We start from the raw sequence: 24,307 nt of genomic DNA, 5'->3' as shown, positions 1-24,307 counted from the left end.
ATTTCCTCCTATTCTTCTGTTAGAGATGCATTTTTCAACTGCGACTCAGCAATTTCACGATAGATGTCATTGGTCTCCATCAATTCCTCATGTCGACCGCGACCCACGATCTCTCCCTTATCAAGAACGATGATCTGATCCGCATCCATGATGGTTCCGACACGTTGAGCGACAATTAGAACCGTAGCATTCTGCGTTACTTCCTTGAGGCGACGGCGTAAAATGGCATCTGTGCGATAATCCAAGGCTGAGAAGGAATCATCAAAAATATAGATATCAGGATTCTTTATAACCGCTCTGGCAATTGATAGGCGTTGTTTCTGTCCTCCAGAAAGATTGCTTCCGCCTTCAGCTAGATGAGTCGCAAAGCCTTCTTCTCGACTTTCAATAAAATCTTTGGCTTGCGCCACGTCTGCTGCCTGATGTAGGTCCTTGTGACTGGCATCTTCCTTCCCATAGCGGATATTTTCAGCGATAGTTCCAGTAAAGAGTAAGGCCTTTTGTGGGATAAAACCAATCTTTTGACGAAGAGACTTAAGTCGATAATCCCTCACATCGACACCATCAACTTTGATTTTCCCAAGCGTGACATCGTAAAAACGAGGAATCAATTGCACAAGAGAGGACTTACCAGATCCGGTCGAACCGATAAAGGCAATGGTTTCTCCTGGTTTGGCACAGAACGAAATATTGTGCAAAACAGGATTCTCCGTCTCACCAGGATAAGCAAAGGTGACATTTTCAAATTCCAAATAGCCGTGAGTTGCTGTCTCTCTGACGCCTCCTTCATTGGGATCAATAGAAATCGGCATATCCATGACTTCTTTCAACCGTTCACTCGAAACGGCTGTACGGGGGTACATGGTGAAGAGATTGGATAGGAAAAGGAAGGACAAGAGGGCGTGGAAGCTATATTCGATAAAGGCCACCAGATCCCCAATTTGCAAGCTTCCTTGTTTGATAGGGTCCAGAGCAAACCAGACAATAGCTACAATCATGGCAATGATAATCTGAACAAACAAGGGTTCCGTCAAACCGGTTAGTTTAAACAGACGATTGGAATTGGCTGCATAGACTGCATTTTGTCCTGCAAAACGTTCCTCTTGAAATTCCTCACGAGCAAAGGCACGAATGACACGGAGTCCCATTAGATTTTCCCTGGCATATTGGTTTATCTTATCTAAGGTAGCCTGCTGTTTCTCTGATAATGGTCGAGTCTTGACCGCTACATAAATGACCACCACGACTAAGAAAGGTACTGCAAAGGCCACTATCCAGGCTAATGACGGACTGGTCAGGAAGATCATTAAGATACTAGACAGCATCATCATGGGAGTGATGACACCCAGTTTTAAGGTCTGTTCTGCAAACTGCATGAGAACAAAGGCATCACTGGTAATACGAGTAACCAGTGAAGACACTCCAATCTTTTCATATTCATGATGAGAATACTCTTGTAATTTGGCATAGAGATCATCCCTCATATCTTTGACCATATTGGTCGTCAGCTTACTAGCAGCGTAAGCTAAGACTATACGCCCCAAGGTTCCACATAGGATAATCACCAGCATGATTGCGGCCCAAACATACAATTGCTGTTCATTCCCTTTATTCACACCTTCATCAATCATCCGAGCTAGAACAGTTGGCAGTCCAAGATTGACGACAACAAAGAAAACCGCTCCAAAGAAATCCAAGAATAACCACTTGGGGTATTTTTTCAAATAAGACCAAATATAGAGCATAACTCTCCCTTTCATAACTTTTTGATATAGAAAAGAGCGCGCATCTGCACGCCTTTCTTTCCCTAAGGAACTTTCCTAGTCTAGAAAAATCCCTCTTTCACAAGAATGCTCCAAGTAAAAATAAGACAGGCAGTCAAAGTCACTTAGTACTTTTAACTGTCTGTCTGGAATAAACTAGATTATTTTACAAAATCAAGCAATGCCAAGAAGCTTTCAGCTTCAAGTGACGCACCACCAACAAGGGCACCGTCAACGTCTGGGCAAGCCATGTATGAAGCAACGTTTTCAGGTTTAACAGAACCACCGTATTGAACACGAACTTTGTCCGCAACTTCTTGACCAAAGTCAGCTGCTACGACGTCACGAACAACTTTACACATTTTTTGTGCATCGTCTTGTGAAGCTGATTTACCAGTACCGATAGCCCAGATTGGCTCGTAAGCGATAACTGTTGAAGCAACTTGTTCAGCTGTCAAGCCAGCCAATGCAGCAGATACTTGAGCACCTACGAATTCAGCCGCTTTACCAGCTTCGTAAGTTTCAAGTGACTCACCACAACAGATGATTGGAAGCATACCGTTTGCAAAGATTGCTTTTGCTTTTTTGTTGATATCTTCGTCAGTTTCATGGAAGTAGTCACGACGTTCTGAGTGACCGATCACAACGTAGTCTGTACCGATTTCTTTCAAAACTTGTGGGCTAGTTTCACCAGTGAACGCACCTGCATTTTCAAAGTAGCAGTTTTGAGCAGCAACTTTAAGGTTTGAACCTTTAGCAGCAGCAAGAACAGCTGTCAAATCAACTGCAGGAGCTGCGATACCTGCTTCAACAAGGTCTGATGAAGGAAGTTTTGATGCAACGGCTTCAACAAATGCTTTTGCTTCTTCTGGATTTTTGTTCATTTTCCAGTTACCAGCGATAAATGGTTTACGTGACATTTCACATACCTCTTTTTTCATTTTATTCACTATTATTCTATCATATTTATAACGAGCTTGCAAACCTTACTCTAATTTTCAAGATTTTTCAAGCGACTAATCTTGCCACAAATTCATGGCATCGAGGAAATCAGCCGAAGCCTGAACTTGTTTGGGATTGTTCGCTTCTCGCTCTGCTCGTTTGGCCTCCACCTGAGCCACAGACTGGATACCTTCATGGCGCCAGTTACGAAGGATTGCCTGAATGTACTTCCAGTTTGGTTTGCCATTAAAAACCGCCTCTCGGAGAGCTTCCTTGATCAAATCCGCCTTGATTCCATCTTCTTTGACAGTCTTGGAAAGATCTTCGATTTCAAATGGTGTTAACAAGCGCCCCAATTCCTGCTGAAAAGTTTCAACCAGATCCTTCAATTGATTTTTGGAGTTTGGGGCAGTTGTAGCTGGAGTTTGGCTATCTAACAAGCTATCCAAGCGTTCAAAAGCCAGACTAGCATCAAAAATCAGCTCAATTTCCCCATTTAGTTCAATGGTCCGATATTGTAGCAAACCATTTTCAGTCAAATTCGAAATGGATTGGTTGACATCTGCCACCTCTTTCCCAATGATTTCAGCTATTTGGCTAGGCGAAACATCTCCTAAGGCTGTGGTATTTTGTAAATAGAAAAATTGCCAGACGAGAAAATCTTCGCTGGAAGGAAAGAGTTCCTTAAAATGCAAGAGCAGGGCACTTGGTAAAACCAAGTTCCCTGATTTAAAAGCGTCAAAATATGTCATAATTCCTCTTATAAATATCCAAATGCAGCCGCATCATCCTCTACCTTTCTCCAGTCAAAAGGGGTTTCTTGATAAACTGCATAGTTTACCCAATTGCTGAAAAAGAGGGCAGCTGATGAAGACCAACAGAGACAGGGCGTCTCATTTACATCATCATTTTTAAAGTAGTTCTCTGGGATATGAGGGTCGAGCCCCGCCTCATAATCACGAAAATACTCTCTTGCCAAAGTGTCACGATCATACTCCAAATGGCCAAAACTATAAATCTCACGCAAATCTCGACTAGCTAAGATAGAAACCCCAACCTCAGGACCTTCTGACAGAATCTCAAGATTGGTCTTGTTTAAGATTTCTTCTTTTAAAATCTCAGTATGACGAGAATGAGGAGCTACATAGCGATCATCAAAACCTCTAAAAAGAAGGTGCCCCTCTTTTAAGGTATCCTGTGGGTAAATACCTGATAGTTTCCGATCCATCTGGTGCTTTTCAACGCCATAGCGAACATAAAGACCTGCTTGTGCACCCCAACAGATATGCAGGGTTGAAAAAACATGCGTCTTGGACCATTCGATGACCTGCTTGAATTCCTCCCAATAATCCACCTCCTCAAAAGGCAAATGCTCCACTGGTGCTCCCGTGATAATCATTCCATCAAAGAAGTCATTCTTGACCTCTGGAAAGGTCTTATAGAAGGTTTCCATATGTTCGGCACGGGTTGTCTTGGAATGATGCGTTTCCATATATAAGAAATCAATATCTAATTGCAACGGTGTATTAGCCAAATGCCGCAAGAGTTGCGTTTCTGTCACCATCTTTTGGGGCATGAGATTTAAAATCAAAATCTTCAAGGGGCGAATATCCTGATGAGCGGCCCGTTGGTCGTCCATCACAAAGATATTTTCTGTCCTTAAAATCTCCACAGCTGGTAATTTTTTATCAAGTCGAATCGGCATAATACCCTCCTAACAGTTCTCTATTTTGGGAATGATCTTGTCTGTTTGAAAGCAAAAACCTCCAAATACTTCTTCCCTATATTATACTGTATGAAGATATAGTTTTCAATTATAGTTTTTCTCTAACTAGCTATAGTTAATTTATATAGCGGATGAAGAGAAAACAGCCCCAAGGACTGTTTTTTATTAATAATGCATAAGTACCTTGTAATCGTAATCTCCGATTTTTTCACGGCCTTTAAGCTCATCCAACTCAATCAAGAAAGCACAACCGGCTACAATTCCACCAAGTCTTTCAATCATCTCAATTGTTGCCTTGACAGTCCCGCCTGTTGCTAAGAGATCATCTACGATGAGAACGCGTTGACCTGGTTTGATGGCATCAGCGTGCATGGTCAAGGTATCAATACCGTACTCTTTTTCATAGTCAGCAGAAATGACTTCGCGTGGCAATTTACCTGGCTTACGAACAGGCGCAAAGCCAATCCCCAACTCAAAGGCAACGGGGCAACCAACAATAAATCCACGAGCCTCTGGACCCACAATCATGTCGATCTTCTTGTCTGTTGCATACTGAACAATTTCACGAACAGCATAGCTATAAGCATTTCCATCTGCCATCAAAGGGCTGATATCACGGAAGGTAATGCCTTCCTTAGGATAATTTTCAATCGTTGCGATATAATCTTTTAAATTCATCTTTTTCTTTCTTTCAAAGTTTTTTACTCTCTATTATACCATATTTTCTGTGAAAGAAGAAGAGGAAACGCACTATTGCTACAAACCTGATCAATGAACTGATTTTTCTAAAAGGTCATACTCATCAAAAAAACGAGCACTTTCGTACTCGTCTTCTCTTTTATAAACTACTGATTAAAGTGAGTTTACGTCAACTTTGATACCAACACCTTGAGTAGTTGTGATTGTCAAGTTTGTTACGTAAGTTCCTTTAGCTGTAGCTGGTTTTGATTTTTGGATTGTTTCGTTGAAAGCTTTGAAGTTTTCAACCAATTTTTCAGCTTCAAATGATACTTTACCGATGATTGCTTGAACGTTACCTGCACGGTCAGCACGGTAAGTAATTTTACCACCTTTAGACTCTTCAACTGCTTTAGCAACATCCATTGTTACAGTACCAGTTTTAGGGTTTGGCATCAAGTTACGTGGTCCAAGGACACGTCCAAGACGTCCAACAAGAGCCATCATATCAGGTGTAGCGATAACTACGTCGAAGTCCAACCAACCGTCGTTGATTTTCGCAACAAGGTCATCTTCACCAACAAAGTCTGCACCAGCAGCTTTTGCTTCTTCAGCTTTTGCACCACGTGCGAAAACAAGAACGCGTGAAGTTTTACCAGTTCCGTTTGGCAATACCATTGCTCCACGGATTTGTTGGTCAGCTTTTTTAACGTCGATGTTCAAGTTGTAAGCAACTTCTACAGTTGCGTCAAATTTTGCAAAGTTAGTTTCTTTTGCAAGTGCTACAGCTTCTTCTACACTGTATGCTTTTGTGCTGTCAATTTTCTCAAGAGCAGCACGAAGTTGTTTGCTTTTTTTAGCCATTTTCTATTCTCCTTGTAAGTGGTTCAATCGATTTTCATCTCCCACGTCACTTCTCGAAATGATGAAGTCTTGCGGGTTTTCAGCCTATTATTTTCCTTTTCCTACTTCGTTCAGTTCCTTTACTGTACCTAAGTACAAGCCTCAGTCACTTGCCTAGTATGAAAAGCAACTAATAGACTGCTGTGAGATTTTCTACTGTGTTATTGATTAGTCAACAACAGTGAATCCCATAGAACGAGCAGTACCTTCGATCATACGCATTGCAGACTCAATGTTTGCTGCGTTCAAATCTGGCATCTTAGTTTCTGCAATTTCTTGTACTTGTGCACGAGTAACTGTAGCAACTTTAGTTTTGTTAGGTGTACCTGATCCTTTTTCAACACCTGCAGCCTTTTTCAAAAGAACAGCAGCTGGTGGTGTTTTTGTAACGAAAGTAAATGATTTGTCTTCGTATACTGAGATAACAACTGGAATGATCATACCAGCTTGATCAACTGTACGAGCGTTGAACTCTTTTGTGAATCCCATGATGTTGATACCAGCTTGACCAAGAGCAGGTCCAACTGGTGGAGCTGGTGTAGCTTTACCAGCAGGGATTTGCAATTTTACAAGTTTTTCGACTTTTTTAGCCATTTTTAAATCCTCCTTTGTGGTTTTGGCGGTAATGTAAGATTTTTACCTCCCACAAGTATGCTTTACACATACTCATCTATTATACACTATTTATCTAAAAATGCAAGAGAAAAATTTTTTTTTTAATCGACGTAATCTCCGCCTTCAAAGCCATAGTATTCTTCCAAACTAAGGCCACTTGCAGCAATTTCTTTGGCTTCTTTTCCGACGTAGCGAAGATGCCATTCTTCCGCCATGTAGCCAGTCTCTTTTTCCTTTCCTTTGAGATAGCGAACAACAAAGCCATAGTCAGCCGCATGATCCAAGAGCCACTGAGCTGCCTTCTCCTCTGTCACTAATTCTCCATTAGTCCCAATCAAATCAAAAGCAAGACCTGTTTGGTGTTCACTATAACCTGGGCGAGCTGAATAGCGATCTGCTGCTTCCTTACCGTCTTGATTCACATAGTCTTGATAAAGTTTGGTTTGAGTTTCATAACTTCTAAAACCACTGTAGTGATCGCTGATTGGGTAGCCAGCTGCTTGCATTGCTGCAATGAGTTTGACCAACTCTGCCTTAGCTGTTGGATTTTCTCCTGGATTGTAGTCTTTTGACAAAGGATAGTGCTTATTAGCTACGACGATTTCATCGTATTTTCCTTGTATACTATAGTGGTCTCCCTTATTGACAACTTCTGCCTTTTTCTGACTAGAAGCTTGAGATTTGCTTCCTACAGTCCCTTCAGATTGGCTAGTCTGTTCCGTTTTTTGAGTATTTTCTTCATTTTTAGGTGTTTCTTGAGAACATGCTGCTAGGGTTACTGCTAGCAAACCGGATAAAACGATGTATCTTTTTTTCATTTTTTTCTTCCTCTCTTAAATCACATGCTTCTCTAATTCATCGGATAAGGTTTTAATCATTTGTTCCAACTCATGGAATTGCACTTGGCAATCTTCTGCCGCCATTTCTTCCCAGGGCACCCACCAGACTGGACCACGGCCATTCAATCCACGACCCCTCATATCACCTGATCGTCTTGGAAAGAGGTGCCAGTGAACATGGGCATCTCCATTTCCTAGAAGTTCGATGTTCATCTTTTCAGCTTTAAACGCTTTTGCGACTGCTTCTTGGACCAGACTCATTTCCTCTAGAAAACGAAGTTTTACAGAGGTTTCCATCTGATGAAGTTCTGTGACATGCTCTTTTGCCAGAAATAAGGTATAGCCCTTAAAGTATTGGTGGTCTCCAATGACAACATAGCCTGTTTCTAGTTCTTTTACAAAGTAGGGATTTTGTCCAGCTTTGATGAGTTCAATTCTCTGACAGATTAAGCACATTCTATGATACCCCCTCGCTCTTGAGATAGGCATCAACCATACGCTCAGTCGCTACTACTGAATCAATGTGGGTGCGCTCATAAGAGTGACTGGACTCGATTCCCGCACCAAGGAGGGCATGCTTGACCTCTGCACCTGCTGACATAGCTGCTGAAGCATCCGAACCATAAAATGGATAGATATCCAGCTTAAATGGAATATCCTGCTCTTTCGCCAAAGCTACTAAGTGTTGACGGAAGTCATAGTGATAAGGTCCTGAAGCATCCTTGACACAGATAGATACTGTGTACTCATCTGTCTGTTGGTCATCGCCCATAGCTCCCATATCTACAGCTAGATATTCGACAACTTGACTTGGGATACTTGAGTTAGCACCATGACCCACTTCTTCAAATACTGAAAAGGCAAAATGTGTCGTCATCGGCAAGTCAATTCGCTCTTCTTTATAAACTCGAAGGAGATTGAGCAAAATTGCTGCGCTGACCTTGTCATCCAAGTGACGGGACTTGATAAAACCAGCCTCTGTCACGATAGTTCGTGGGTCAAAGCTGATAAAATCACCGACCTCGATGCCCAAGGCGCGAGTTTCTTTTTCATTGGTCACTTTTGCGTCCAAACGCACTTCCATATTGTCCTGTGTGCGTTCTGCAGTTCCTGCATCCTTGTAGACATGGCATGAAGTTTGGTGGATGAGGATGGTTCCAGATACCTTTTGACCAGTGCTAGCCACATGCACCGTACAGTTTTCCCCTTCAATCATGTTCCAAGGAAAACCACCGATACGATCTAATTTGAGACGACCATCCGGTTTGACTGCACGAACAATAGCACCCAGCGTATCCACGTGGGCAGTCACATAGCGTTGTTGCTCATCGTTTTGACCTTTAATGGTCACATTGACACCCCCCTTAGCTGTTCGAATAGGCTGGTAACCAAGCTCTTCTAAAGTATGGACTAGGTAGTCTGAAATCTCACGCGTAAAGCCCGTCGGAGATGCAATTGCGGTTAGTTCTTTGATATAGTTTACAGTCTGATTCATTTCTTCACCTCTTTCCTACCATTATAACATTTTTCTAGTCAGACTCCTTCTCAAAAGGAGAAAAACTGTGTTTAGTTGCTTTCACTATCGATCCATGTTATAATACAAATACTTTGATTATAAAAGGAAAGTAAAAAATATGAAATCATACTTTAAAGTATCACTAGCCCTAGTGGCTTCACTTGTCCTCCTACTCGGATGTTCCAAACAAGCATCAACACCTACTAACAGCAGTAGCAAAGAAGACACAACAACTCAGTCAAGCGAGACCAAACAAAGCAGTCAGCAATCATCTGAAAAGAAAGATGAGACAGAAACCCACACATTTGTCCACAATAGCAAACCTGGAATTCATTCTACCTTGACTTATACTGTGAAGGGAGATGACGTTGTAAAACAAACTGTTCATAATGTACTTGACCCTGAAAAACTTAATAATACCGCGGAAGGTGTTAAGGAAATTGTTGATGATACTTATAAAGGTTATGAAGGGGTCAAAGGGGTTACACAAAAAGTTGAAATTCAAGACGAAAAAGTTATCCAAAACATCGAGGTTGACATGACTGTCGCGAGTCTTGACGAATTGAAAAAAGCAATGCCGAACGAATATTCTGGTATTGGAAACCGTGTAAGCTTTGCTGCCTCGAAAAAAATGCTTAAAGAAGCTGGTTATACTGAACAAACCAACTAATGAGTCGTGCTCATACAAAAAATTCTTGGTCGATGACCAAGAATTTTTTTATTCCATCTCAAAAACGTCACTCTCTTGTTTGTTTGGTAGAACCAGTGAAAGCAAGATTCCAATAATTGCTGGCACCAACCATGGTAGAGAGGCAGCTGCAAACGGAAGAGCATTAACGAGATTTGCTAGAAACTCAATCTTAAAAGAACTTCCAAGGACGCTTGCAAGAGCAATCGCTGTAACAAGCCCAATAGTTAACTGCATACCTGGTTTTGATAGAGCGACAAACTTATTAACAATCACAATCATCACAATGGCGATGGTGATTGGGTACAAGATTACCAGTACTGGAACTGAATACTTAATGATTGCATCAAGACCAAGGTTTGCAATAGCAAATCCAATCAAGGTAAAGGCAGTTGCATAGACCTTGTAGCTGATTTGTGGGAAACGTCCATTAAAGAATTCAGCTGTAGACACAATCAAGCCAACTGTCGTTGTGAAGCAGGTTACAGTTACCATAACAGCAAGGAAGAGTTGAGCTGTTGAACCAAAGATTTCCTGAGTAGCTTGCGACAAGATATAAACACCTGGTGTTCCACCCTTCATTGTTTCTGCTGGTACCGGGAAGTGATTTCCAAGGAATCCTAAACCGATGTAAAGAGCGCTAAAGGCAAGAGCTACAACGATACCAACCACCCAAATAGTTGAAATGTACTCTTTCTTACTTGAGAATCCAAGTTGTTTCAAGGTTTGAACAGCAATCACACTAAAGGCGACTGAAGCAAGAGCATCCAAGGTATTATACCCTTCTAGGAAACCTGTTCCAAAAGCAGAGGATTGATAGGCTTCTGAGGCCGCTTGAGGACTTGTTCCACCATACTTGAAGGCACCTAGTACAACCAAGATAACGATCAACAAAGCAAAGACTGGTGTCAAGATACGTCCGATCCGATCCAAAATCTTTGATGGATTGAGTGAAATCAAATAAGCCGCTACAAAATATAGTACGGTAAAGACAATCAATCCAAGTCCTTTATTCGCATCTGATAAAAGGGGGCTAATCCCGACTTCGTAAGCTGTTGTGGCTGTACGTGGAATGGCAAAGAAGGGACCAATTGATAAATAGAGGACTGCGAGATAAAGCGTCGCAAACCAAGGTGAGATTTTCTTAGAAATCTCATAAATGTATCCCTTAGGATTGAGAGTTCCAATAATGAGAGTCAAAACGGCGATACCGACGCCTGAAAAGACAAAACCTGCAATGGCAGGAAGAAAATGTTCTCCAGATAGGGCACCTAGAGAAGGCGGAAAAATCAAGTTCCCCGCACCAAAAAATATTCCAAACAGGAGCAAACCTGTTAGGGCACCTTTTTTAGCCATAAAGAATCTCCTTCATATTTCTAAAATACTGACCTAGTATATCACGAATAAGAGTATGAAAAAAGCATCACGAAGTAAATATTGAATGTTTTCAATATTTTTAAAAATAAGAATTATCTAAAAACAAAATTCTCCTACCTAGTACACACCAAGTAGGAGAAATGCAAAATTTTAAAGATTTTCAAAGGCCGTCATGCCACCTTGAACATTGATGACCTTATATCCATGCTCCTCTAAAAACTGGCAAGCACGAGCTGATCTCATCCCAGATTTACAAATAACATAATGTAACTGCTCCTTTTCCAACTGCTCATAAGTATCAGCCAGTTGACTAAGCGGTAAGTTGTGTGCACCTTCTAAATGAAGCATCTTGAACTCTTCTATTTCTCTCACGTCCACTAGAGAAAGCTGACCATTTTAGTAAAACTGATAAAATTCATCGAAGGCTATTTCTTTCATTCTTTTTCTCCTAATACTCTTCGAAAATCAAATTCAAACCACGTCAGAGTCGCCTTACCGTACTCAAGTACAGCCTGCGGCTAGCTTCCTAGTTTGCTCTTTGATTTTCATTGACTATAAAATCGTTTTAATTCTTCTTTGCAACTCTGGAACCACTTCAGACTCAAACCAAGGATTCTTAGCCATCCAGATTTGATTACGAGGAGAAGGGTGAACTAGGGGGAAATACTCAGGCAAGTAGTTCTGGTAATGTTTTACCCTTTCTGTCACCTTGCCACTGATTTTCTCCTGTAAATAATAGGCTTGGGCATATTGTCCAATCAAAAGGGTCAATTCAATATTTGGACATTCCTTTAGGAGTTGTGGGTGCCATTTTTCGGCAAAGCCTTTACGGGGTGGAAGGTCGCCTGATTTTCCATGTCCTGGGAAATAAAAGTCCATAGGAATAACTGCAAACAACCCTGAATTGTAAAAGGTGTCTTCATCAACACCTAGCCACTCACGCAGACGATCACCACTCTTATCCTTCCAATAAATTCCAGCTTCTTGCGTTTTAAAGCCCGGAGCTTGACCGACAATATTGATACGAGCAGTTGTTGGCGCTGCAAAGAGAGGTTCGATTCCGCGTTCCGTATAGCTGGTATTCTGTGGATCCGCCATAATGGCTTGCTTGATTCTTTCGATTTGAGACATCTGTTTTCCCTCCAAAAAGAAGTCTAAGCATAAAATCTCAGACTTCTATCATTTTATTTGATTAATTCATAGATAGCTTCTGCATAGATTGCTGCTGCTCGGAAGAGATCGTCTAAGGCGATGAATTCATTGGCTTGGTGCATGGTATCAATAGAATCTGGGAACATAGCACCGTAGGCAACACCACGTTCTAGCAAACGACCGAAGGTTCCACCACCAATGACTTGCTCGTGACCTTTAAGACCAGTTTGTTTTTCATAGACATTCAACAAGGTTTGAACGAGTGGATCTTCCATTGGCACATAGTGAGGGGTGTGACCGTGTTCAGAAAGACTAACAGAAGCAACTGGCAAGTTTTCAAGAACTGATTTGATTTGCTCTGGACTTGTTCCTTTTGGATAACGGAAGTTGAGGGCAATGGTATTATCAGTACTTGCTTCGTCAAAGCGGAAAACACCCGCATTCATAGAAAGGGCACCCATCTTTTCATCAACATGAGCAACCTTGAGATTTTCACCCTCATGGTCATTCAAAAGAATCTTACCAGCGATGTCGAGGTAGTCTTTGGCTGGTCCAGCAAAGTCAAATTGGCTGAGGAAGAGTGCTAGGTAAGTGGCTCCATTGACACCTGAAGCAGGCATAGCACCATGAGCTGATTTACCAATCACAGTCACCTTGTACTGACCGTTTTCTTCTTTGATTTCTCCTCTGAGTTTGTGCTCCGCAACAAAGACATCTAGTTTAGCTTGCAAGTCAGCCAAGTCACCTGAAACAACTGCTGTCGCTGATTCAGGTACCATGTTTTCACGCAAACCACCTGTGAAACTGTGAAGATGGGCAGCACCTGTATTTTCACCTGCAAAGTGGAGGTATTCTGTGATATTTCCTTTTTCACCATTAATGATAGGGAATTCAGCATCTGGTGAGAAACCAAAGTCTGGTTTCGCAAGTCCTACGTGCTCAAAGTAGTAGTCCATGTCTGCCCAGCCTGATTCTTCGTCTGTTCCGACGATGAAGCGAACTTTCTTAGAAGTTGGAAGGCCCAATTCTTTGATAATTTTTAAACCATAGTAACAAGCTGTTGTAGGCCCCTTGTCATCTGAAGCTCCACGCGCATAAAGACGACCGTCTTTGATAGTTGGTGTGTAAGGATCTGTGTCCCAACCACTACCAGCTGGCACCACGTCCATGTGAGCAAATATTCCGAGAACTTCTTCTCCTTCACCAAACTCAAAATGTCCTGCGTAGTTATCGACATTCTTAGTTGGATAGCCGTCACGGTCTGCGATTTCAAGGAATTTTTCCAAGGCTTTTACTGGACCAGGTCCAAATGGATGCCGGGCATCAGCCTTGCTATCATCACGTTCAGAGTTAATTTCCAAAAGGCTAAACAAGTCAGCCAAGAGGTCTTCTTTGCGTTTTTTTACTTCTGCTGTAAAATCAATTGCTGTCATTTTTTCTTCCTTCTATCTTTTCTCGATGATTTCATCTACTGGCAAGCGGTAGCTTGGTTCCAATTTTTCGTCTGTATAATCCACTGTGATCAAAAGCTCAGGGCGGAAGCGGTCTTCGATGTCCAAAACCTCATTGGCTTTTGATTTGTCAAAACCAAGGATAATATTGGAACCGATTCCCTGGTCTGTCAGAGCCAGAACCAAGTTCATGGCAACCAAACCAGCATTGAGGGCTAGGTAGTCACTAATCTGTTGCTCACTGTAACGTGCATATTCAGCAGGCAAATTTTTCATAAAGTATTGAAGTTGCTCTTCTGAGAAGTTCTTTGCTCCACCGACACGGGCAATCTTGCGGGCACGTTTAGCAAGGTCTGTATCTGTAAACAAGGCAATGGTTACAGGTGCTGATGACACCTGCTCAAAGTTCGAACCGTATGCCAATTTTGCCAATTCAGCATTTTTCTCACGAACGACTACAAACTTCCATGGCTGGCTGTTATGGGCACTTGGGGCTAAGGTTGCGATTTCAATAGCCGTACGTACATCTTTGGGATCCACCGGCTTATCAGTGAAATGCTTGGTTGCATGACGTTTTTTATTTAATTCAAGAAATTTCATAATCGATTTCCTTTTCTAATTCTACTGCTTCCATTCTACCATATTTTGAAAGAGCTTGCAGAGATTTTTCATAGAGTTAGTACTTCTTTCAAACTCTCTGCTATTAATTTGGAGCTATTTAAGTAGGTATCGCTTTAGATTTGAGCAAGCAAAAAGCAGGTGATCAAACACCTACTTTCTCATATTATTGACCAGATGTGTATGGAGCAACTGCTTTATACGCTGACTCCAGCGCTTTCTTCATTGTGTCACGTCCAGTTTTCAACTGTTGAACAAATAGAGTACGAGTTTGTTCTGGCACTACTGTATCATCAGAACCAATACTTGAAAGGCTTTCGTTAAATGACTCTCTTACAGTCTCCATAGACTTAAGCGCTGGTTCGACTTGGGCATTATATGCTTCTTTTCCACTCTCTGGAATTTTTTCTCCAATTTCAACTGCATGCTTTTTATAATTGTCAACTAATTTGCCAAAGACTTTCTTCACATCTCCAACAGTTTTAGCATTGTCAATTTCTTCATCGGTGATCAAAACAACCTCATTATTTTCTGTCTTTGAACTAGACGTTGTTGATGAGGTTTCTGAAGAAGTTTTCTCTACAGAGCTTGAGGTCTTAGTCGAAGAATCAGACGTTGTTTTCCCTGAACATGCTGCTAAAACAACAACAGATAAAAGAGCCATACTGGCTGTAATAATTTTCTTCATAATTTTCTCCTTTTTATTAAGAATTAAGTCCATTTTATAACAAAATAGTTTCAATGTCAAACTTTAGCTAAGCCATCCTTTCTTGCTCATCGTCTAACTCTTTTCTAAGCAATTCGACTACAAACCTCACTCCAAAATAAGGACTGCCCGCTTTATTTCTCACTTTGCAAAAAATCAAAATAATCCTTCACATCCTCTACATACCCATGCTTTTCAATTAAACTAGCTAAGAGTTCCAGATTGTGCCCTCGATAGTTGTCATCTCGGCGTAGTTCTTCATACATTTCGATAAAGGGAAGTCCCTTGGACTTGGCCAATTCTAACTCCGCTTCATAATCATAGGAAACTTTTCGGAATAGAATATTTACCAATTCCCCATCTTCCACTTCTATCACAGCATACTGGGCACGGTGATTTTTTAACGCCTCCCAATCAAAATAGGGCATGCCAATCGTACCTGGATTGATAATTTGTTGTCCTTGACTTCCATAACGAAGCAACTGCTTGTGGACATGACCATAGATTGCCACATCCGTTTCCTCGTCTAGGAGTTGGTCAAATTTATCTGTGTTATTCCCAACAGACAAGTCGCCACCATAGTTCTTATTTGGCAAATTATGAGAGAGAGAAAAGCGCAGTCCATCAACTTCTTTCTTTTCTAGCATAGGTAAACTTCGTAGCCAGACAATCGTTGCAGGGTCCATTCGCTCCATCAAAAACTGGGTCAATCGCATGAGCTGGATTTCCTGTGGGTCTTCTAAGCCATATTGCCCATCTAAAGCCTCTAAGACACAATCATCCCAATTGCCTCGAACACTTGCTGTGATAGGAAGTTCCTTTAACAGAGCGATTAAGTCATTTGCACCTGGACCAGGTAGAAAAATATCTCCCAGGAGCCAATATTCACTGGCTCCTTGAGTTTTAGCATCTGCAATCACTGCTTCTAGTGCAGTCACATTGCCATGAATATCTGATAAAATTGCGATTTTATGGTTCATGATGGTCTCCTTCTGTTTGGTAATCTACTCTCTCTTCCGCTACTTGAGCCAACTCCACTTCTTCCTGCGGGTTCAACTTTCTCTGAACAGCTTCTGCGACAGCTCTTGGTACTCCAACTTCAACAATCTCATCCACACTAGCTTCCTTGATTTTAGTCAGAGACTTGAAATGCTTCATGAGATTTTGCTTGCGTTTAGGTCCTAGACCGTCAATCCCATCCAATTGGGATGAAAAGGAATTTTTGGAGCGCAGTTGACGGTGGAAAGTGATAGCAAAGCGGTGTACCTCATCTTGAATGCGTTGGAGGAGGAAAAATTCCTGAGAATTGCGAGATAACTCTACCACTTCCAGTGGATCTCCAAAGAGCAGTTCATGGGTTTGGTGCTTGTCATTCTTTTGCAGACCTGCAATTGGAATATCCAAGCCCAGTTCCTCTTGGATGACCTGCTTAGCGATATTGACTTGACCTTGTCCTCCATCAATCACAATCAAATCTGGGGAAGTCAAACCGTCTCGTTGAACTCGTCCATAGCGTCTGCGAATGACCTCTCGCATACTGGCGTAGTCATCTGGACCCACAACCGTTTTTATCTTGTACTTACGGTAATCCTTCTTACTCGGTTTACCATTGACAAAGACCACCATGGCCGAAACAGGGCTGGTCCCCATAATATTGGAGTTGTCAAAGGACTCAATGCGAACCGGTGTCGGTATTTGGAGCAAACGCCCCAGATTTTCAATAGCTCCTTGTGTCTTTTCGACAGATTTTTCTAGAAGATTGAACTTCTGCTCCAGACTAACACGGGCATTTTTTATAGCTAGATTGACCAGCTGTTTTTTCTCTCCACGCTGGGGTTTGACAATCTTAGTATCCACCAAGGCCTTGACGGCTTCTTGGTCAATATCCTGCGGAATCAATACTTCATTAGGAACCAGGTGAGATTTTTCTTGATAAAATTGTCCTACGTAGGTCAGAAAATCTTCATCAGGATCGTTGTAATAAGGGAATAGATTGACGTCACGCTCAATTAACTTACCCTGACGGACAAAGAAAACCTGCACACACATCCAGCCCTTGTCCACATAGTAGCCAAAGACATCACGGTTTTGGAGGTCTTTAGCCATGACCCGTTGCTTAGTCCGCAGAGTGCCAATCGCCTGAATCAGGTCACGGTATTCCGCTGCCCGTTCAAACTCCATACTTTGTGCTGCTACTGCCATTTTACCCTTGAGTTCGTCGATGATTTTGTCATCCTGCCCTTTTAAGAAGTCAGAAACCTCCTGAGCCATGGACTTGAAATAGGCCTCATCTTTTTTACAGATGGTGTGGGCCATACACTGGCCGATATGGTAATAGAAACAAACCTTAGACGGCGGATTGGTACATTTCCGAAAAGGGAAAATCCGATCCAGTAGTCGTTTGATTTCATTGGCTGCGCTCACATCGGGATAAGGTCCAAAATAAAGACCTCCATCCTTCTTGACCTGACGGGTGATAATCAAACGAGGATAGCGCTCATTGGTAATTTTGATAAATGGATAAGACTTATCATCCTTGAGCATGATATTGTACTTGGGCTTATTTTCCTTGATGAGGTTGATTTCCAGAAGGAGGGCCTCAATATTGGACTCGGTAACGATAAATTCGAAATCCACAATTTCAGATACCAGAGCCTCTGTCTTGGTATCGTGACTGCCACGGAAGTAAGAGCGCACGCGATTGCGCAGATTTTTAGCCTTTCCTACATAGATAATGGTGCCGTTTTTATCTTTATGAATGTAGCAACCGGGGCTGGTCGGCAAGAGCTCCAGTTTTGATTTGATCAAGTTATTCATAGTTCCATTATAGCAAAAAGGCCGTAACAGGACGAACAAAAAGCCCCACCAATCACTTGATGGAGGAGCTTTGATTTCTTTTCGGATTGCACCGACTTCATCTAGTCGCTACTAGTATAGAGTTCTTGAACAGCTTTCACATCCCGAGGCTGAATCCCATAGTAAGAGCCTGCGGGTTGCATAACAGAAGTCTCGTTGGTATAGCTATAGATTTATCTGATACCCTAATTTATATAAGTGAAATTTCCATATTACTTCCTGGTTTTCCCCTCTTATGCACATCAAAATATTTTTGACTCAAATAGAACATAGAAAAAAGAAGCACTAAACTATACTACAAAAGTTATACAAAAAATAACTTTTTGGGGTAGTACATAGGTAACGTAATTATCGACCCAATATCCTTTTTATTAGAGAAATAATTCTATACTTGAGAGGAGAAGGATAATAACGGAAAGTTCCCGCCTTCCTTACAATATAGCCATTAAAGTTTTGCTTAAAGCGAAGCACACCATCACTTCCATCAAATATTCCTTGAATCCCTAAAAAATTATAAACAGGAATTCCACGCTTTATACTCTCTAACATAACATACTCTTGAAGCAACGCTGGTGCATAGAACTTATTAAATTCTGTGTAAGAGCCACTAAAAAGATAGGTGCTCTCTTGAGGCATATAGATAAAAAGACTACCAGCCAATACAACCTTTTGTTCCCCATACTTTGCTATCAATTTATGTGCTTCCGATTTACGAACCTCAAAAGTTTCAAATTGATGTAGCAATTCTTTATGCTCTTTTTTCTTCTGAGCTGAATCAGGTGATTTTCTTAACGCTGCGTCAAAATCTGCTATTTTTTTGGATAAGTTTTCTTGAGTTTTCTCCAGTTGAGAAAGATAATCTTGAAAATTTAAAGTTGCAACCATAAATTCAGCTCGGTCTCCAAATGCATCATAAAAATGTTCGTAATATTCTAAACTTTTATCACTATATTCTCTTCTTTTTGATGTCGTAGCAGTAATATCTTTAAAAATAGATAATTCATCACGTTTTAATCGTCTCAATTGAATGCCAAAGCTTCTAGCTTTCTTAACCAAGGGTTTTCCCTTTTTACTAAAAGATCTAATTAAATTCTCCTCTGTGATTCCTTCTAAATCCTTGACATATAACCAATCAGGTTCCCCACCTGGGTAACCAATCTGTAAACCATCATGACAATATCCTAGATTCGTCAAACACTGAATAATTTCTTGTTGCTCCTCCGTCACTGGATTCCCATTAGTATCAAAACTTTGAAAAGTATCGTAAGGTTTGACAATCAACTCCAGAGCCCCATGTTGTTTAGCATACACTTGGAGATCTTTGTAAAATTCCTTTAGGTAAGTTGCATCGCTATAAATTGGACCAGAATTGATTTCCATGTGCAGTCCACCTGTCATTGGCAAACTATAAACCAACGCGGCAACCTGAATGGTCTCTGTATGCTTTAGAGCAAGGTAGGTCACTGTTGCTCCTCGCTTCTCTAATAATTCTCCCATCTGGATTGATTGTAAAAACGAGCGGGAGGTAATTGATTCTGAATAAATGCGAAAGTCTTCTTTAGTAAGTACAGTTAGTGTCATACATTTACTTTCTATGATATTTTTTTCGAAGATTAAATAGGAGATTTATTAAAGGATACAAAGGATGAATAGGTAGCGTAAACTCGCCTAAATATTCTTCAATAGTTGGATTAAAATTAGCCTTAAAGCGATAAAGCCCGCCATCTCTTGTATGTTCAATGCCTCCTAGATTTTGCCAGATAGAACCTCTTTCGAATGCATGCTGTAGTGTTCGATACCATGTTAAAATTGGAGCATTATAGCGTCTAAATTCTACATCCATTCCTGCATATAAATTTACAGATGTCTGCCCAAATTCCAAGGTCAAAGTGGCTGATAAAGGAGCAACTTGAACACCTGAAGAAATATATTTCTCCAAAAATAGAATTTCTTCATTCAACCTTTCGCTTTCTTGCAACCTACTTTGATATTTCGAAGACTTAACAGTAGCTGATAAAGATTCTAGAATTTTTTGATTCTGATTTCTTTGTTCTTCTAAAATATTCAACCGATTTGGCAAATCAAGTGTAGATAATGTTATATAAGCATGGTCTGGAAAAGACAATAGTAAATTTCGATAGTAGGCTTCATTACGCAAATGAATACTTTTTCTTGCCTCCGTCTTCTTCATTAGAAAAGAAAATGATTCTAATAATTCAATCCCACCAAACTGAATAGTTATTCCTTTATTTTGTGCAGTCCTAATAGCTTGTCTTGCTGATTTCGGTAGATATTTCTCATCAAAATTTTCTTTGTACACTTTCGCCTGTATACGAGGCTGAATAGTATCAATCATTCCACTAGTCTTACCAGACCAAATGAATCCTAGTTTTTGTAGATAATTTAGCGTTTTTAGAGTTTCCTCTGAGTAATCATAAAATTGACCATCAATATAAGTTTTATTCAAACAAAGCGCAGGGTCTATCTTAATAAAAAGAGCTCGTTTTTTCTGCGCAATCTTTTTAAGCGAAGAAAATACAAAATCCATCAAAGATTGGTCAGTATAATCCAAAATTGGACCTCTGGCAATGTAGCACATTGTAAAACCAAAGGGTAAAGATCTATAAAGTAAACTAGCTACCGCCACTATTTGATTATCACTATAAAACCCAACTCTTTCATTTTCCCATTCACTTTTTACACTTGCCCAAGCACTACTTTGCAAGAGATTCACTAAAGAACTTCGTCTAACAAAACGATCATGTTCTTCAGCAGAAATACCAACTCGATAATAATACATGACATGTACTTTCCATTTTCTATTAATCTTAGTCCTATTTTACTATTTTTTTTTTTAAAAGTAAAGAAAAAATAATCTTCACACATCACCTAGTATATGGAGTTAATATCAGTAACTTTTCCTATAAATAGTTAAAAGAAATAATAGGAAGTATGTCATTAAGATAATCTTTCTCAACTAAATTTGTAGTATAAAAATTGTTGTTTTAGCTTTTGAAAAAGCAAATTAAATCACTCGTCCATAATTATTTACATACAATTCTCTGACTTCAATCACATCTCGAGGCTGAATTCCATAGTAGGAACCTGCCGGCTGCATGACAGAAGTCTCGTTGGTATGATCCAATCCGATGGCATGCCCCAGCTCGTGCTCCGCCGTGTGCACAATCCGTTCATAAGAATAACCATAGTTTGGATTGGATAGATAATAGTGATTCAGGCGAACCGTTACAGATATAAATTGTTTGGTTAACAAATTGGTTTGACTCTCGGCTTGACCAGCTACAGCGGTCGATCCATCATTCATCTCACTTGCCACAATATCTGCCTGGCTAGGATCCGCAACCACCTCAAAGGTAAAGGCTCCCGTTTGATTCCAGTTTTTTATAGCTTCTGCATAGGCACCTTGGAAGGTTTCATCCATTTGAGGCTCAATATAGATGCGAGCTGAGGCCTGAGCCCACTTGCCTTCTGCATGTTGGTGACTGTCTGTCTGAGACAAGACTTCCAGCGTTCCCGTTTCCTGCCATTGTTTCCAGCCACCTTGACCAATCTTACTCATTTTTTCAACTTGATTGACCGCAGAATGAAAATCACCTGTCAGATACCATAGCACTCCAAAAGCAAGAAGAACAATGATGACCAAGGTCCAGACCAGACGCCAAAAGAAACGCCAAATTCCCAAAAGAAATCGGAAAAATAATCGAATAATCCAGAACATGACGCTCCACCTTTCATAAAAATAAGAACCTATCTTGAAATCACATTCTACTTGATCAAGATAGATTCCCTATTTTACTGAAGAAAGCTGAAAGAAACCTAAAACTAAGATAAACGTTCTTCCAAGACAAAGTTAATTGGTAGAGTAGCTAAAAAATGCTCCAATTGTTTTTCCCAGTAGTACCACTCATGAGTGCCAGCACTATGACTATAGGTCACTTCAAAACCAAGCTTTTTGAGGTTTTTCACAGCGAGATTATTGGCAGAGTAGAGATAGTCTTGCTCGCCACACCAAGCCCAAAGTTTGGTTTTTTTATCCGATTTCCTAGCAATACTTTCAAGCGAATGAGGGCTAGCTGTCCAGTCTTTAATCTCTCCAAAAACTCCTCGCCAGTAGGCAAGAGATCCCAGATCCTGACTTTCAGGAGAAAAATCCTGAAAACTGAGCGCACCAGAAAAACTAGCCGCATGAGAAAAACGATTCGTCGATAGAGCGAGTTTGAAGGAACCATAACCTCCCATGGAGAGGCCTGCTATAAAAGTCTTTTCTCGTTTGCTGGTCATATTGGGGAAGAAACGTTTCATGACTTGGGGGAGTTCTTCTGCTAGAGCAGTATAGTAGTTATAGCCATACTGAGTATCTGTGTACCAGCCATTATTTGTATTGGGCATGATAACAATGAGATTGGTTCCACGCAACAAGCGTTCGACATTGGTACGTTTGAGCCAGCTATTTTGGTTTCCTGACATTCCGTGCAAAAGATAAAGGACAGGAATATCTGTGCAATCTGGTTCAGTCACCCGACTAGCATCTGGATAGAGTACGGTAACGCCCCACTCCATATCCAAAACTTCAGAGTAATACTCAATATTCATAACTGCCATGGTTGTCTCCTTTTACTATTCTATAAGAAAAAGCCGAATTTCGACTTTTTCTGTAGGTATTCTGCTTATTATTTTGCCTCCATCACGACTGGCAAGATTGCTGGGCGACGCTTGGTTTGATCAAAGAGGTACTTGGTCAAATTGTCACGAACTTTGCCTTTGAGATCTGCCCAGTCAAAGTCATCCCCTTGAAGATACTCTTCTACCGTTTGGTTAATCAATTCTGAACTTTCACGGAGAATGTCACGACTTTTCTTAAGGTAGATAAATCCACGCGTATGAACACGAGCCTTAGCCACAATCTTCTTCTCACGACGGTTAACAGTAATAGCCACGATAAAGATTCCATCCTCTGACAAGACCTTACGGTCGCGAAGAACGACATTCCCAACATCACCAATGGCATTTCCATCAATCATGACATCGCCTGCAGAAACTGCTCCAGCTGGGACGAAATCTCCATGTTCATAGGACATGATCGTTCCCTTTTTAGGGATGAAAATGCGCTCTGGCAACATTCCAACTGCCATGGCAGCCTTGGCATGCGCATCCAACTCACGGTACTCCCCTTGGACAGGGAAGAGATATTTCGGTTGCAAAAGATTGATCATCAACTGCAAATCACGCGCATTTCCGTGTCCTGATACTCGCAAACTCTGGGTAATGAGTTTTACCACACCACCAGCTTGGTAAATCATATTTTCAACGCGAGCCACAACTGCTTCTTTGGCGGTGGATGGAGTTGTTACAATATAAACCAAGTCCCCATCCTTGATTTCTACATAACGGTGGCGCCCAACGGACATCTTGCGAAGTCCATTGATGGGTTCACCCATACGACCAGTCTCTAAGATAATCAACTCATGGTCTTCGAAACGAGACATTTCTTTTGGTTTGATCAAGAGACTTTCATTAGCTAGAGATAATTTTTTGAGACGAATCGCTGTACGGACGATATTTTCAACATCAAATCCAGTCAAAACGACTCGGCGACCAGTCTCCGCAGCCGCATCAAAAACCTGCTGGATACGAGAAAGGTTGCTGGCAACCGCTGCAACGATGATACGACCGTCCCAGTCAGCGATAGTTTGGGTAATTTCATCCCCAACTTCACTCTCGCTCGCCACCTGGATATTGCTGTCTGCATTTGCAGAATCACTGAGAAGTGCCAAGACACCATCACGGCCGATTTCGGCTAAACGCGCAAAATCCGTCGCATAGGATTCACTAGCCGTCTGGTCAAATTTGAAGTCGCCTGTGTAAACAATGTTCCCTTTTGGTGTTTTTAACACAACTCCCAGACTTTCTGGGATAGAGTGAGTCGTACGGAAGAAGGAAACCACCGTTCCCCCAAAGTCAATCTCCGTATCCTCATCGATAACATGGAAGTCATTGAATTTCTTAACCGTATCATTTCCTTTGACAAAGAGTTTGGCCAACTCAATGGTCAACTCAGAGCCAAACACAGGCACCTTCGCTTCTGCCAAAAGGTAAGGCAAAGCTCCAATGGCATCCGCATGTCCATGGGTCAAGAAGACCCCAGCGATACGGTCGCTATTTTCAAAAAGGTAGTCCATATTTGGTATGACGACGTCGACCCCAAGTTGTTCATTTTCAGGGTATTTAAGCCCTGCATCCAAAACAAAGATAGATTCATCGATTTCAGCGATGTACATATTTTTCCCATTTTCTCGTACACCACCTAGCGTTGTTAAACTGATATTACTCATTTTCCCTCCGAAACTTAATTCATCTTGATTATAGGGTAGGTTTACCCTCTTATTCTAAAAGTTCTAAAACTTTCAGCCGAATCTTTTCCTACCATTATACCATTTTTTTGATGATTTTCAAAAT

At 41.1% G+C, this 24,307-nt stretch carries 24 protein-coding genes and 1 pseudogene; 1 reads left to right on the top strand and 24 read right to left on the bottom strand.

The features are described from left to right. Positions 1–8: 8 nt before the first annotated feature. The 10 genes from AC4ME5_RS06465 to AC4ME5_RS06420 all read right to left on the bottom strand — a co-directional run bounded on the left by AC4ME5_RS06465 (position 9) and on the right by AC4ME5_RS06420 (position 8,961). The gene (locus AC4ME5_RS06465) at positions 9–1,745 is read right to left on the bottom strand and encodes an ABC transporter ATP-binding protein (protein WP_491800372.1); all 1,737 of its coding nucleotides are present in this window, start codon (positions 1,743–1,745) and stop codon (positions 9–11) included. Positions 1,746–1,924: 179 nt separating this feature from the next. Beyond that, the gene (tpiA, locus tag AC4ME5_RS06460; protein ID WP_000087900.1) at positions 1,925–2,683 is read right to left on the bottom strand and encodes a triose-phosphate isomerase; all 759 of its coding nucleotides are present in this window, start codon (positions 2,681–2,683) and stop codon (positions 1,925–1,927) included. A gap of 96 nt (positions 2,684–2,779) precedes the next feature. Further along, the gene (locus AC4ME5_RS06455) at positions 2,780–3,457 is read right to left on the bottom strand and encodes a DnaD domain-containing protein (RefSeq protein WP_084853724.1); all 678 of its coding nucleotides are present in this window, start codon (positions 3,455–3,457) and stop codon (positions 2,780–2,782) included. 8 nt (positions 3,458–3,465) lie between these two features. Next, entirely contained in the window at positions 3,466–4,410 is a 945-nt protein-coding gene (gene metA / locus AC4ME5_RS06450; RefSeq protein WP_084853721.1) for a homoserine O-acetyltransferase MetA, read from the bottom strand. Positions 4,411–4,596: 186 nt separating this feature from the next. Further along, complete coding sequence (locus AC4ME5_RS06445) at positions 4,597–5,109, bottom strand: adenine phosphoribosyltransferase (RefSeq protein WP_001049315.1); 513 nt, start codon at positions 5,107–5,109, stop codon at positions 4,597–4,599. Between the two features lie 174 nt (positions 5,110–5,283). After that, complete coding sequence (gene rplA, locus AC4ME5_RS06440) at positions 5,284–5,973, bottom strand: 50S ribosomal protein L1 (protein ID WP_001085676.1); 690 nt, start codon at positions 5,971–5,973, stop codon at positions 5,284–5,286. A 207-nt stretch (positions 5,974–6,180) separates the two neighbouring features. Beyond that, positions 6,181–6,606 carry a 50S ribosomal protein L11 gene (gene rplK / locus AC4ME5_RS06435; protein WP_173257650.1) on the bottom strand — a complete coding sequence of 142 codons (426 nt, stop codon included), beginning with the start codon at positions 6,604–6,606 and terminating at the stop codon, positions 6,181–6,183. Positions 6,607–6,728: 122 nt separating this feature from the next. Beyond that, a complete protein-coding gene (gene ldcB, locus AC4ME5_RS06430) occupies positions 6,729–7,445 on the bottom strand; it encodes an LD-carboxypeptidase LdcB/DacB (RefSeq protein WP_096421852.1) in 717 nt (238 codons plus the stop codon). Between the two features lie 15 nt (positions 7,446–7,460). Next, positions 7,461–7,922: an HIT family protein gene (locus tag AC4ME5_RS06425; RefSeq protein ID WP_096421850.1), complete on the bottom strand. Its 462-nt coding sequence runs from the start codon at positions 7,920–7,922 to the stop codon at positions 7,461–7,463. A gap of 1 nt (position 7,923) precedes the next feature. Further along, positions 7,924–8,961, bottom strand: coding sequence for a M42 family metallopeptidase (locus AC4ME5_RS06420; RefSeq protein ID WP_096421848.1), 1,038 nt, complete (start codon positions 8,959–8,961; stop codon positions 7,924–7,926). A 139-nt stretch (positions 8,962–9,100) separates the two neighbouring features. Between AC4ME5_RS06420 and AC4ME5_RS06415 the strand changes: the two genes are divergently transcribed. Further along, complete coding sequence (locus AC4ME5_RS06415) at positions 9,101–9,652, top strand: DUF1307 domain-containing protein (RefSeq protein ID WP_033605963.1); 552 nt, start codon at positions 9,101–9,103, stop codon at positions 9,650–9,652. A gap of 48 nt (positions 9,653–9,700) precedes the next feature. On the opposite strand, the gene brnQ is transcribed toward AC4ME5_RS06415, so the two are convergent. The 14 genes and pseudogenes from brnQ to AC4ME5_RS06345 form a co-directional block, all read right to left on the bottom strand. Beyond that, positions 9,701–11,026: a branched-chain amino acid transport system II carrier protein gene (brnQ, locus tag AC4ME5_RS06410; RefSeq protein ID WP_491800371.1), complete on the bottom strand. Its 1,326-nt coding sequence runs from the start codon at positions 11,024–11,026 to the stop codon at positions 9,701–9,703. Positions 11,027–11,197: 171 nt separating this feature from the next. Beyond that, entirely contained in the window at positions 11,198–11,425 is a 228-nt protein-coding gene (locus tag AC4ME5_RS06405; RefSeq protein ID WP_231870005.1) for a rhodanese-like domain-containing protein, read from the bottom strand. Between the two features lie 174 nt (positions 11,426–11,599). Continuing rightward, positions 11,600–12,178 (bottom strand): uracil-DNA glycosylase family protein, encoded by a 579-nt coding sequence (locus tag AC4ME5_RS06400; protein ID WP_007520460.1) that lies wholly within the window; start codon positions 12,176–12,178, stop codon positions 11,600–11,602. Between the two features lie 53 nt (positions 12,179–12,231). Next, on the bottom strand, positions 12,232–13,632 hold the full coding sequence (gene pepV, locus AC4ME5_RS06395) for a dipeptidase PepV (protein ID WP_414387637.1): 1,401 nt from the start codon (positions 13,630–13,632) through the stop codon (positions 12,232–12,234). Between the two features lie 12 nt (positions 13,633–13,644). Beyond that, positions 13,645–14,250 carry a nitroreductase family protein gene (locus AC4ME5_RS06390; protein WP_491800370.1) on the bottom strand — a complete coding sequence of 202 codons (606 nt, stop codon included), beginning with the start codon at positions 14,248–14,250 and terminating at the stop codon, positions 13,645–13,647. A 184-nt stretch (positions 14,251–14,434) separates the two neighbouring features. After that, the gene (locus AC4ME5_RS06385; protein ID WP_007520463.1) at positions 14,435–14,956 is read right to left on the bottom strand and encodes a hypothetical protein; all 522 of its coding nucleotides are present in this window, start codon (positions 14,954–14,956) and stop codon (positions 14,435–14,437) included. 152 nt (positions 14,957–15,108) lie between these two features. Beyond that, on the bottom strand, positions 15,109–15,954 hold the full coding sequence (locus AC4ME5_RS06380; protein WP_007520464.1) for a metallophosphoesterase family protein: 846 nt from the start codon (positions 15,952–15,954) through the stop codon (positions 15,109–15,111). Further along, positions 15,944–17,791 carry an excinuclease ABC subunit UvrC gene (gene uvrC, locus AC4ME5_RS06375; RefSeq protein ID WP_007520465.1) on the bottom strand — a complete coding sequence of 616 codons (1,848 nt, stop codon included), beginning with the start codon at positions 17,789–17,791 and terminating at the stop codon, positions 15,944–15,946. The genes AC4ME5_RS06380 and uvrC overlap by 11 nt, the downstream gene beginning before the upstream one ends. A gap of 101 nt (positions 17,792–17,892) precedes the next feature. Next, positions 17,893–17,994 (bottom strand): annotated as a pseudogene (locus AC4ME5_RS06370) (M57 family metalloprotease); the annotation flags it as partial. Positions 17,995–18,178: 184 nt separating this feature from the next. Next, complete coding sequence (locus tag AC4ME5_RS06365; RefSeq protein WP_061588360.1) at positions 18,179–19,411, bottom strand: aminoacyltransferase; 1,233 nt, start codon at positions 19,409–19,411, stop codon at positions 18,179–18,181. Between the two features lie 4 nt (positions 19,412–19,415). Further along, entirely contained in the window at positions 19,416–20,630 is a 1,215-nt protein-coding gene (locus AC4ME5_RS06360; protein ID WP_007520467.1) for an aminoacyltransferase, read from the bottom strand. 225 nt (positions 20,631–20,855) lie between these two features. After that, positions 20,856–21,569 (bottom strand): M57 family metalloprotease, encoded by a 714-nt coding sequence (locus AC4ME5_RS06355; protein WP_491800369.1) that lies wholly within the window; start codon positions 21,567–21,569, stop codon positions 20,856–20,858. 104 nt (positions 21,570–21,673) lie between these two features. Further along, the gene (locus tag AC4ME5_RS06350) at positions 21,674–22,453 is read right to left on the bottom strand and encodes an alpha/beta hydrolase (protein ID WP_491800368.1); all 780 of its coding nucleotides are present in this window, start codon (positions 22,451–22,453) and stop codon (positions 21,674–21,676) included. A gap of 68 nt (positions 22,454–22,521) precedes the next feature. After that, the gene (locus tag AC4ME5_RS06345; protein WP_270747697.1) at positions 22,522–24,183 is read right to left on the bottom strand and encodes a ribonuclease J; all 1,662 of its coding nucleotides are present in this window, start codon (positions 24,181–24,183) and stop codon (positions 22,522–22,524) included. Positions 24,184–24,307: the final 124 nt, after the last annotated feature.

It is taken from the genome of Streptococcus sp. A69 (assembly GCF_058556195.1).
Note: the sequence above shows the minus strand (reverse complement) of the source record. Positions and strands in the feature narration are given on the sequence as shown.

What these genes read in the sequence shown, in the direction of transcription:
- AC4ME5_RS06465 (WP_491800372.1), bottom strand. Translation starts at nt 1,745, where the DNA reads ATGCTCTATATTTGGTCTTATTTGAAAAAATACCCCAAGTGGTTATTC.
- tpiA (WP_000087900.1), bottom strand. Translation starts at nt 2,683, where the DNA reads ATGTCACGTAAACCATTTATCGCTGGTAACTGGAAAATGAACAAAAAT.
- AC4ME5_RS06455 (WP_084853724.1), bottom strand. Translation starts at nt 3,457, where the DNA reads ATGACATATTTTGACGCTTTTAAATCAGGGAACTTGGTTTTACCAAGT.
- metA (WP_084853721.1), bottom strand. Translation starts at nt 4,410, where the DNA reads ATGCCGATTCGACTTGATAAAAAATTACCAGCTGTGGAGATTTTAAGG.
- AC4ME5_RS06445 (WP_001049315.1), bottom strand. Translation starts at nt 5,109, where the DNA reads ATGAATTTAAAAGATTATATCGCAACGATTGAAAATTATCCTAAGGAA.
- rplA (WP_001085676.1), bottom strand. Translation starts at nt 5,973, where the DNA reads ATGGCTAAAAAAAGCAAACAACTTCGTGCTGCTCTTGAGAAAATTGAC.
- rplK (WP_173257650.1), bottom strand. Translation starts at nt 6,606, where the DNA reads ATGGCTAAAAAAGTCGAAAAACTTGTAAAATTGCAAATCCCTGCTGGT.
- ldcB (WP_096421852.1), bottom strand. Translation starts at nt 7,445, where the DNA reads ATGAAAAAAAGATACATCGTTTTATCCGGTTTGCTAGCAGTAACCCTA.
- AC4ME5_RS06425 (WP_096421850.1), bottom strand. Translation starts at nt 7,922, where the DNA reads ATGTGCTTAATCTGTCAGAGAATTGAACTCATCAAAGCTGGACAAAAT.
- AC4ME5_RS06420 (WP_096421848.1), bottom strand. Translation starts at nt 8,961, where the DNA reads ATGAATCAGACTGTAAACTATATCAAAGAACTAACCGCAATTGCATCT.
- AC4ME5_RS06415 (WP_033605963.1), top strand. Translation starts at nt 9,101, where the DNA reads ATGAAATCATACTTTAAAGTATCACTAGCCCTAGTGGCTTCACTTGTC.
- brnQ (WP_491800371.1), bottom strand. Translation starts at nt 11,026, where the DNA reads ATGGCTAAAAAAGGTGCCCTAACAGGTTTGCTCCTGTTTGGAATATTT.
- AC4ME5_RS06400 (WP_007520460.1), bottom strand. Translation starts at nt 12,178, where the DNA reads ATGTCTCAAATCGAAAGAATCAAGCAAGCCATTATGGCGGATCCACAG.
- pepV (WP_414387637.1), bottom strand. Translation starts at nt 13,632, where the DNA reads ATGACAGCAATTGATTTTACAGCAGAAGTAAAAAAACGCAAAGAAGAC.
- AC4ME5_RS06390 (WP_491800370.1), bottom strand. Translation starts at nt 14,250, where the DNA reads ATGAAATTTCTTGAATTAAATAAAAAACGTCATGCAACCAAGCATTTC.
- AC4ME5_RS06385 (WP_007520463.1), bottom strand. Translation starts at nt 14,956, where the DNA reads ATGAAGAAAATTATTACAGCCAGTATGGCTCTTTTATCTGTTGTTGTT.
- AC4ME5_RS06380 (WP_007520464.1), bottom strand. Translation starts at nt 15,954, where the DNA reads ATGAACCATAAAATCGCAATTTTATCAGATATTCATGGCAATGTGACT.
- uvrC (WP_007520465.1), bottom strand. Translation starts at nt 17,791, where the DNA reads ATGAATAACTTGATCAAATCAAAACTGGAGCTCTTGCCGACCAGCCCC.
- AC4ME5_RS06365 (WP_061588360.1), bottom strand. Translation starts at nt 19,411, where the DNA reads ATGACACTAACTGTACTTACTAAAGAAGACTTTCGCATTTATTCAGAA.
- AC4ME5_RS06360 (WP_007520467.1), bottom strand. Translation starts at nt 20,630, where the DNA reads ATGTATTATTATCGAGTTGGTATTTCTGCTGAAGAACATGATCGTTTT.
- AC4ME5_RS06355 (WP_491800369.1), bottom strand. Translation starts at nt 21,569, where the DNA reads ATGTTCTGGATTATTCGATTATTTTTCCGATTTCTTTTGGGAATTTGG.
- AC4ME5_RS06350 (WP_491800368.1), bottom strand. Translation starts at nt 22,453, where the DNA reads ATGGCAGTTATGAATATTGAGTATTACTCTGAAGTTTTGGATATGGAG.
- AC4ME5_RS06345 (WP_270747697.1), bottom strand. Translation starts at nt 24,183, where the DNA reads ATGAGTAATATCAGTTTAACAACGCTAGGTGGTGTACGAGAAAATGGG.